Origin of the sequence: Legionella septentrionalis, assembly GCF_003989745.1 — a bacterium.
Taxonomy (GTDB): Bacteria; Pseudomonadota; Gammaproteobacteria; order Legionellales; family Legionellaceae; genus Legionella_A; species Legionella_A septentrionalis.
Map to the genome: position 1 here is coordinate 1 of NZ_RZGS01000053.1, position 9,318 is coordinate 9,318.

A 9,318-nucleotide genomic window follows, 5' to 3' on the forward strand; every position below is an offset into this window, starting at 1 on the left:
TAAAATATTTAATATCTGATGCTCTGTAAATCGGCTGCGTTTCATCGTTTCTCCTCCTCTTGCCTATTATGCCGGAGAAACTCTAGTTTTAAATGGTGCTATTTTACGGGAGGGTTACAAAGGCATTGAAAAGTAAGGGCAAACTCGCAATATTCAGGTTCTCACACAAGAACAAGATGAGTTTGCAATGGCTAGACCCAGGCTCAGTGATGAGCATTGGTCAAAGCTACGGACAATAATGCGCGAACAAGGGATTTAATGACAAGCCCCATTTACGAAAAACAGTAGAAGGAATACTGTATCGTATGCGTGTTGGATGTCCATGGCGAGATGTACCAAGACGCTTTGCACGCTGGAATAGCGTCTTTCAAAAATTTAAACGATGGTCATTAAAAGGCAAACTAATGCTGGTTTTCAAGGCATTGGTACAGGAGCCTGATCTAGAATGGGAATTCATATTGATGGCAGCATCGTTAAGGCTCATCAACACAGTGCTGGCGCAGCTTCTGAAGAAAATCAGGCCATAGGGAAATCCAGAGGAGGTAATACAACAAAGATTCATATGGCAGGTGATGCGCATGGATTACCTCTTGATTTTGAGATTACCGGTGGCGAGGTTCATGACTGCAACGTTGCTCCTGAGTTTATCGAAAAATTACCCGTTGCAGATAAAGGCTATGATAGCGAAGAAGTACGCGATGCTATTCGCAAAAAATCATCTATTCCTGTCATTCCAAGAAAATCTAATTCTAAAATTGGCAATGCTGGTATAGATTGGTGCCTGTATAAATACAGGCATTTAGTTGAGAACTTGTTCGCAAGAATAAAGCATTTTAGGGGGCTTGCTACAAGATTTGATAAGTTAAAACGAAATTATGTGTCTTGTTGTAGCTATGGTTTGCGCATTGTTGTGGTTACCTATGTGAAATGTCAACAGACCCTAGTTTTTATTATAAATTTTATCTACTTCTTCTGCAGCACGACGAAAAAGCTCAAATACTTTATTTTCATCTACGTTCGTTGCATGATTTACAGCTAATTTAGTCAGTTCTAATGCAGTCATTTGTGCGGCTTTTACAGTTTCAGTTGCATGGAACATAAAATCGTCGAGAACATTATCCACCATTTCACTATGTTCAAATTCATACTCCTCAAATAATTCCAGGTCCCGGGCTCTAACTGGTTGCTTAGTGGATTTTTTAGACATTATTTTTCCTTAATACAAAATTAACAGTATTCTAATGGTTATTTCACGATTTGTATTGAGTATATGAAGCTATAGCTGACAATCCATGAAGAATTGTGTCACATCTAATTTCAACTTCTATACAAAGCTCTAATTATTTATTTTTGCAAAGGCTTATAGGATTACATAATTTGGTTGTTTTTGCTTATGGAATTCAAGAAAATTTTATTTAACAGGTGGCCGCGAGGCACGGCCAACCTTTCCTAAGACTTTCTTGAGCTAAGGGGTATTGTGTTTTTTCTCTGATTCTGTAGTTTTTGGGGGATGGGCATTAGTATTCATCGCTATTGGATCGGAGAAAAATTGGAAAGTTGGGGGTAAAACGCTTTGGCGCGCTGCCGGGGCTCTTACTGATTGTTGTTCTGCTTGACTGTTGCTCGCCGCCGCTTGAGTTTGTTGCCTTTTGGAGGCTGCTTCTTCCTGTTTTCTTTGCATCGCTCTTTTGTAAGATGCTAAATAACCCTCTGCGTAAGGTTTTTCTCCTAACTCTGAAAGTTCTTCCCTGGTAAGTTTTGGTTTATTTATCTTAACATGGTATCTAGCCAATTGCCCTCCTTTATCGGCAATTAGTTTATCTCTATCATTAACAAATTGTTGATAAAACTTTTTATAAGATTCTTTATAAAGAAAATCTGCGTTTGCAAACTCTGGGCTGTGGTCTTCAGGACACGGCAGATTTTGTAGAATACGTTGCTGTGCATCGTATTTTGCTGAATCCATTGTGCATTCATCTTTGAGGCGTTGTTTATATAATTCATTCTTATCTTGAGGTTGTTGGCTAAACGACTGCCCTGTTTCTTCGCGCTTGCGTTTTTCTCCAACACGAGGAGTTTGCTGCAATTGTTGATTATTTACAGATTCCACTAAATGTTGCGATGGTGGAAAACTGGGTACGGAAGTAAATTGTGGTATGGCGGCTTCCTGGGCCATCGAAGTGGGTTGTAATTGAGGCAAGGAAAAATATTGCGGGAAAGATTGTTGGTTTTGATAAGAAAAGTGCTGTGGTGTACTAAACGGGCCTAAAATGTCTTCAGCACTTAAAGAGGTGGTTGGGGGGATTATTAAAAATGTTGATTTCAAAAACTCTTCAGAGAAAAAAGCTCTTAGCGGATTTTCTTGCGGTGAATCCATTCTCTGTCTTTTGTGTTGATTATTCATAATGATTGCCCATATATACAAATTGATTAATTATAATTCAAAAAAAATATATTTACTACTAAAAGATTTTTATTTGCCTGTCAGCACAAAATGGGGCAAAGAAAGTACTTACCAGTTTTGGAGCTATAAGTGTGGCAAAATTCTATAAGGGCAAACAAAAAGTAGAGAGCATAAGCAGATATGCTTATAAGAGTTGAGGAAAAACGTCTTGAAAAGTATGCCCAGCTCTCAGGATGAATTACAATTTGCACATAACCCTTTAATTTCCACGGTGCAGTTCATAATAGAAAATTGAATGGATTTTGCTGATTTTGTTACCGGAGTAAAATCAATAATATTTTCAAGCTCTTTAACGAAATCGCACTGATTACAAATAAGAAACTGAGTTTGACCAAGATGATGTCCATTTGAGCAGGCAACATATGATTTAAGACTATCAATGCAATGAATAAATCCCTCTTGATGCCAAAACTGAATAGCACGATATACAGTAGGGGGATTGGGTTTATTAATTTCATTGGACAATCTTTGCAAAATATCATAAGCCCCCAGCGGTTTGGTTTCATTTGCTAATATCTTGAGAACCTGTTCTCTTGGATTCGTAAATCGGTAACCATGGGCGATACAATGTTTATAAGCTTTCTCTAGTAAATTTTCAGTCATAAACTGCATGAATGTGTTGAAGGTCTATCGGTTAGTTTATCAGATTTATACTCAAAAATAATTGCACCAATTCTTTACATCATCTTCGGATAAACATTTATGAGCACTTGAATATGTTATATTGTAACACTTTTTAAAGTGTTATATTATACCATTTTTTCGGGGCAGTGTAGATAGTTTAAAAGTACCTGTGGCGAGTTTGTCAGCGTTTTGGCGCAGGAAAGTGACGTCATAATAATGAAGCGATAAAGAGTGCTGAAATTAATAACGATACGACTAAGTTTATATGGAAGTGAAATCGCTTAAATCAGAATTCTGGTTTATAAAAACTCATGATCTGGAACTGCAAAAAGTTTATATGGCTACTCTTTTGCATATGACTTATTCACACAGGTAAGTTTATTCCCCAAATACGCACTTAAAGCATTAGTTTCTAATCATTAAATCTAATAAATGCAGGTATTGTATGGCGCTTATGTATTTTCGATTTTATCTTGCTAACTCAGAACATCTTGATCTTCTTAATCAGGAAGAGGCTATTCAGAACTATCAATTAATTTTAAATGAGGGCAAAAAATTCGGTTTGATTCGCGCATCATTGGATTTGATTAGCTCAGAGAAAAGCATCAGCATTTTATGCGAATCGAAAGAAGATGTTATCGATGAACAGAATAAATGGATTAAATTTTTACACGAAAGACAAATCCCTATCACTGAAAAAATAGAGCATGAAGTACTTGAGGAAGAAGAATATCCTCAGCTTCATTGCACGCACGGGGGCTGTCATCATGACCATCATGACCATCATGACCATCATGACCATCATGACCATCATGACCACCATGACCACCATGACCATCATGACCATCATGACCATCATGACCATCATGACCATCATGACCATCATGACCATCATGACCATCATGACCACCATGACCACCATGACCACCATGAAAATCACTGGCTAAAGGCTGCCTTAGGTATAGTATGTGGTATCGGTTTATTAATCCTCTCAGTCGCAAGTTTTAATATTCCTATGATTGCTTACTACGCTATCACAGGCTTCTCTACTTTAATGACATTGTATTTAGGATACAAAGTTTACCATTCTGCCTTGCAAGCATTGGTACAAAAAAGATGGGCAATGCCTATGCTGTATACCATAAGCACCTTAGCGCTCGTTGGGATTTCCATTGCAAGCTTATTTGTTCCCGGTCTACCAATGATGCTTGAGTCAGCACCTCTTATTTTAGGTTTTTGGCATTTGGGTGAAGCCATTGAGCACACTTTATTGGACAAAATTAACGAAGAGCTGGATGTACGTGACTGTGCACCGGAAACAGTTCTGTTAAAAGGCAACCCAGACCGGCAAGTTTCCGTCAAGCAACTTATTCCTAATGACATGATTGTCATTGAAAAAGGGCAGGTCATTCCTGTTGATGGAGTATTAACGCAACCAGCGCTCCTGTATACAACGAGAATCAATGGTTCACCTTATCTCAAACAGTTTTCTCCTGGTGAGGCGGTAAAGGCTGGTATGTGTTTAGCAAGCCATATTCCTACATTGGAAATGCGGGTAACACAAACACACCAAAACTCTTACTTATCCTTAATTGCAAAAAATATTAACAAGGCAAATGATGAAAAAGCCCCTATTGAACTGGTCGCAAGCAAAATATTGAAATATTTTGTTCCAGGATTACTTGCCATCGCCATAATCGCAGGGGTGGTTACCTCGTTATTATTCCCTCCGGCTTTGGCAGTTCAATGCGTCATATCCATCCTGGTGAGTGCATGTCCCTGTGCGTTGAGTCTTATCACCCCAATGGCTGTTCGCATTGGTATGAAAAAAGCTTCTGAAAAAGGGGTTCATTACAAAAATGGTAAAATGCTGCAGGCAGCAGCCGACATTGATATCGTCGTTTTTGATTTAAATGGAACGCTGACTGAGGGAGAAATTTCAATTAATAGACTGAGCATTCAAGATGAAAAATTGTTGAAGTTTTTTGCATTATTAGAGGGCGAATCTGATCATCCAGTAGCAAAAACGATTAAGTCTTACATAGAGCAGCAGGGGATCACCATTGATGAATCATTAGAGGTAACTCATGTTGATAAAAGTCATCACTCAGGAATTAAGGGAGATATCAGCGGTGAGACCTTTATGGTTGGCAACAAAGAGATGTTATTTGCAAATGGAATTAACCATATCAATGCACCTTATGATGATGTTAAAAACGGCACAATATACATGGTGCGGGGGTCCACAGTAATAGGGCAAATTGCACTAACTGATCCTTTGCGTAAAGATGCTATTGCAACGGTTAAGCAATTAAAATCAATGGGGAAACAAATTCATATTTGTACAGGTGCTGATAAAGCAACTGCAGAACAATATGCTGCATTGCTGGGAATTTCCAATGATAACATTTGCGCCAATACGGTAGGTGTAACAACTACAGGTGAAACATCGGAAATATCAAAAGAAAGTTATATTCGGGGATTACAGCGCCGTGGCCACAAGGTTGCTATGGTAGGGGATGCCGCTAATGATCTTACCGCTATTGCGCATGCTGACATAGGGGTTGCTGTAAAATCGAATATTGGTGATACAGTAACCGAACAACATGCCGGAATAGTCATCCAGCAAGGGTTATTATTTCCTTTAGCAACGGCATTTGATGTGTCTGCCAAAACAAACCGAAATATTTTCCAAAACTTATTCGTGAGCTTCACCTATAACACGGCTATCACGCTCGTGACGTCAATATTGTTTATTGCATTGGGCTTTGCGCTGCATCCTGCGGTGGGTGTTACCTTGATGATATTGGAATCTGCTATTGTTTTAGCAAATTTATACCGCTTGAAACAGCAAGAAACAGTGTCGCCTGTCTCTAATACTGCAGAAAACGAATTGAACGGCGAACATGTTGAGCAAACAACTGCAAAAGTGCTTAATTCCTTAGGTTTTCAGACAAGAAATTCCTTGGGTGTATCGCAAGAATCAATGGTGGAAGATTTATCAGAACACCCTGTCGTCTTTACTTCTGCTGGAAGACAACTCGGATTTTTCTCTGCTGTTAACAGTAGTGAGCATGGAACTGCAAGGGACAGGGTACTTTCAGATAATGTTCCCGTGTTTATCTAAGTTGCAATTATGTATGTTAGCAAGAACGAATTAGGCTTGATCACGTTAACAGTTGATGAACATGTATGATAGTGGCTGGCTTTAAAATTTACATCAACCAAAGATTGGCAGCAAATATTGCCAGTCTTTGGTTTAACGGCTTAAACTTAAGATGGCTTATAGGCTGTCTGCGCATCTGGGGACATAGTGTTATCCTCAGAATTTACTAACTCTCTTCTTAAGCCAATTCTCAGCAATTCTTCAAGAGATTCCTGTCTTAAAACATAATTTGTCCCAACGATAGGTATTTCTCGGTTAGCAGGAGATTGGTGAGCAGCAAAAAATCCTATGCTATTACCAACAGGTCCAGAATTTATCGGTCCTCTTGTTAAGCTAATTTCCACTTCTTCGAGGGATTCTTCCTTTATAGCATAATTTGTTCCAACAAAGGGTCTTGCTCGGTTACCAGGGGTTTGGTGAGAAGTGCTATTACTAACAGACTCAGAATTTACTAACTCCCTTGTTAAGCCAATTTCCAGCAGTTCCTCAAGGGATTCACTTCTTAAAACATAATTGGTTCCATCAATGGGTGTTTCCTGGTTAGTAGCCGGTTGGTGAGAGGCAGGATTTCTTTCGACTTGATCCTTGTTATCAATGTCAGGGTTATCCTTACGGGGTGGAAATTGCTCTTTTTGCATTGTGATTCCTGTGGTTTTAAATTGCACTATTGTAGTAATAATTGGGCTTGATGGCAAGTTAATGTAAAAATATATAAAGATGCCTGGTTGTGCATGCTGGTATTATGTTGCGAGTGTTGGTAAGTTTTATGCTTAACTCCTAACTAATAAAGGGATTTATGAGTCTTATAGGGTGCATTAAATTATTAAGAAAAATAAAAATTGAGTTAATAATCAGCAAGCCTCGTTTAGTAGGGCTTGCAAATCAGGCTACCCTGGGCGAATTATTGATCGATGAAATTTTAGAGGAAGAATGTTTTTTAGATAACTTATTGGAAAAATTAGAAGAAAAGCTCAGCAACAATATGCTCACCTTTGAACATGAGTTGGCAGAAATTGAGCGGTATTACGAACAGTCATCTAAACATTATCTTTTACCTATTAAAAAAGAACTTAAGTTAATTCAGGAAAAATATCTTCAATATCTGGAAGAAGAAGCTGATATTTATGCAGATAATGAAGCCATACAATGCCAAGAACCTGACGCGCTTGAGGATATTTTTTTAGATGCGCATAGCTTAAGAGACGCGATTTATCGTAAGTTCTTGTATGATGGGAGCCGAATTGCGGAGTTAAGCCAAGGGACTTTTCAGGGAATAGGTTCTTCCAAAGGATACTGCTATGGTTTTTCTGTTGCTATGGCAGATGAGAACCTAAGTCCCTATCTCAACCCAGGCTCCATGATCCCATTAAATGAAGTAATATACAACATTCAAAAGAGCGGGGAGGGCTACCGACATTGCAGGATAACTCTTCCGTGTTTTTGTCCTGAGCTGCATACGCAGGCACAAAATTTAATTCAAATTGCAAATAATCATCGCGGAGAGGATTTGTTAATTTATCTGGGTTCATTTTCGGTTAAACATGCTTGCTATTTATCCGTGCAAAATGATGGCAAAATTCGCTACACGGATCCTAATCATGGTGTATTTCGTTTTTGCAATGAACTTGATTTTAAGAGGTTCTACATCGCAAGCTTTTATGGATCTGGCTCGCCTTATTACTTTTATGAAGTAAGGAGGCTAGCAAAGAAAAATGTATCCATGCTGCAAGCGGGGAAGGAAAGTATAAGCTTGCTGCTGCCTCAAAAAAAAGACCCTGGTAACGATTTTATGTTTAGAGTCAGCATTGCCAGCTTAATCACGCTGCCTTTCTTACTCTATTGCGCAATAATGTACAAGGAAAATGATCTCAACGATAATCCCACTCTTATACTGGCGATGGTAACTGCTTTCATGTTATTTTTTAGCGTATTTTTAACCTTTGAAGAATTGCGTGGCCTTTTGCATTGCTGCGAACAATTTTTACCTGATTTAAAAAAAGCAGAAGCCTATGATGATTTAATGAGAATAATGGATTTTAAAAACGAAAAAGAAGTAATCAATTTTTTATTATCTAAATCTTCGCAAAGCTCAATTGTTTCCTATTCTATTTTTAACCACGGAGCTTCTTCATCGGACAAATCATTGAAATATGAATTCGGAACTGAAAAAATATTTTCTTCATTTTAAGCGCAATACAATTCTCTTTATCCAGGAATTAACTAAGAAAGTAAGCTTTTTAAGTAAAGAATGTAAGAAAAGATGATTTACCAAACAAACGGCAGAATTATTATTATACACTAGGTTATTCCAGGCTTTTTCGTAAATTAATTTTTATTTTACTTAAATAATAAAAACATATAAATAAATGGAAAAAAATAAGAGAAAATAAAAAGACATATAATGCTTCCATTCCTGCAAGGTCAATTCTTGGCCAATATTTGCTTAGTGAAAAAACTATAAGAATAGTCCCTGAAAAAATAAACGTATAATATTTATGATGTGGCAGCATTAATGCCAAAGCAGAATAAATAACTGCATATAAAAACTCAAAGATAAATAAAGCGTTTAGCCAAAGAGACCACCATCCTTTCACATCAGGATTGTTGAAGTCAGTGAGAATGTAAATAAGCTGTGCGGACAAAAAACTTATACTAACAATGCTTAGATCAATAAAAAACACTTGACGTTTCGTCAAGTGTTTATACTTGAGGTTTAATAAGGGTAAGGCTCTTTCTGATAAAAATATAGCCATAAGTATGCATGGCAGGCTAGATATAAATCCTTCAGTCAGATGGCTATTTGCTGCCAGACTTATTATGAATATTGTTACAACGTATAACGCTATCAGAAACCATGAGACAATATTAAAACCCATTAATTTTTTCATTGGAAAAGATAATCTATCAATTGAGTGAAATTGGGATTATGGATGCCTATTCTAGTGTAACCCTCCCGTAAAATAGCACCATTTAAAACTAGAGTTTCTCCGGCATAATAGGCAAGAGGAGGAGAAACGATGAAACGCAGCCGATTTACAGAGCATCAGATATTAAATATTTTAAA

At 37.6% G+C, this 9,318-nt stretch carries 7 protein-coding genes and 1 pseudogene; 3 read left to right on the plus strand and 5 right to left on the minus strand.

Annotated features, from left to right (window positions below):
• Positions 1-187: 187 nt before the first annotated feature.
• A pseudogene (locus ELY11_RS11655) lies at positions 188-926 on the plus strand (IS5 family transposase).
• 14 nt (positions 927-940) lie between these two features.
• On the opposite strand, the gene ELY11_RS11660 reads toward ELY11_RS11655, so the two are convergent.
• From ELY11_RS11660 to ELY11_RS11670, 3 genes are all read right to left on the minus strand, one after another.
• On the minus strand, positions 941-1,207 hold the full coding sequence (locus ELY11_RS11660) for a hypothetical protein (protein ID WP_126954855.1): 267 nt from the start codon (positions 1,205-1,207) through the stop codon (positions 941-943).
• A gap of 258 nt (positions 1,208-1,465) precedes the next feature.
• Complete coding sequence (locus ELY11_RS11665) at positions 1,466-2,404, minus strand: hypothetical protein (RefSeq protein ID WP_127033719.1); 939 nt, start codon at positions 2,402-2,404, stop codon at positions 1,466-1,468.
• A gap of 228 nt (positions 2,405-2,632) precedes the next feature.
• Positions 2,633-3,067: a Fur family transcriptional regulator gene (locus ELY11_RS11670; RefSeq protein ID WP_126954852.1), complete on the minus strand. Its 435-nt coding sequence runs from the start codon at positions 3,065-3,067 to the stop codon at positions 2,633-2,635.
• Between the two features lie 466 nt (positions 3,068-3,533).
• Between ELY11_RS11670 and ELY11_RS11675 the strand changes: the two genes are divergently transcribed.
• On the plus strand, positions 3,534-6,215 hold the full coding sequence (locus ELY11_RS11675) for a heavy metal translocating P-type ATPase (RefSeq protein ID WP_233579857.1): 2,682 nt from the start codon (positions 3,534-3,536) through the stop codon (positions 6,213-6,215).
• Positions 6,216-6,361: 146 nt separating this feature from the next.
• On the opposite strand, the gene ELY11_RS11680 is transcribed toward ELY11_RS11675, so the two are convergent.
• The gene (locus ELY11_RS11680) at positions 6,362-6,892 is read right to left on the minus strand and encodes a hypothetical protein (RefSeq protein ID WP_127033722.1); all 531 of its coding nucleotides are present in this window, start codon (positions 6,890-6,892) and stop codon (positions 6,362-6,364) included.
• A gap of 158 nt (positions 6,893-7,050) precedes the next feature.
• Here ELY11_RS11680 and ELY11_RS11685 point away from each other — a divergent pair, with 158 nt between their 5' ends.
• A complete protein-coding gene (locus ELY11_RS11685; protein ID WP_127033725.1) occupies positions 7,051-8,442 on the plus strand; it encodes a hypothetical protein in 1,392 nt (463 codons plus the stop codon).
• Between the two features lie 115 nt (positions 8,443-8,557).
• On the opposite strand, the gene ELY11_RS11690 is transcribed toward ELY11_RS11685, so the two are convergent.
• Positions 8,558-9,142 carry a hypothetical protein gene (locus ELY11_RS11690; RefSeq protein WP_126954849.1) on the minus strand — a complete coding sequence of 195 codons (585 nt, stop codon included), beginning with the start codon at positions 9,140-9,142 and terminating at the stop codon, positions 8,558-8,560.
• Positions 9,143-9,318 lie beyond the last annotated feature (176 nt).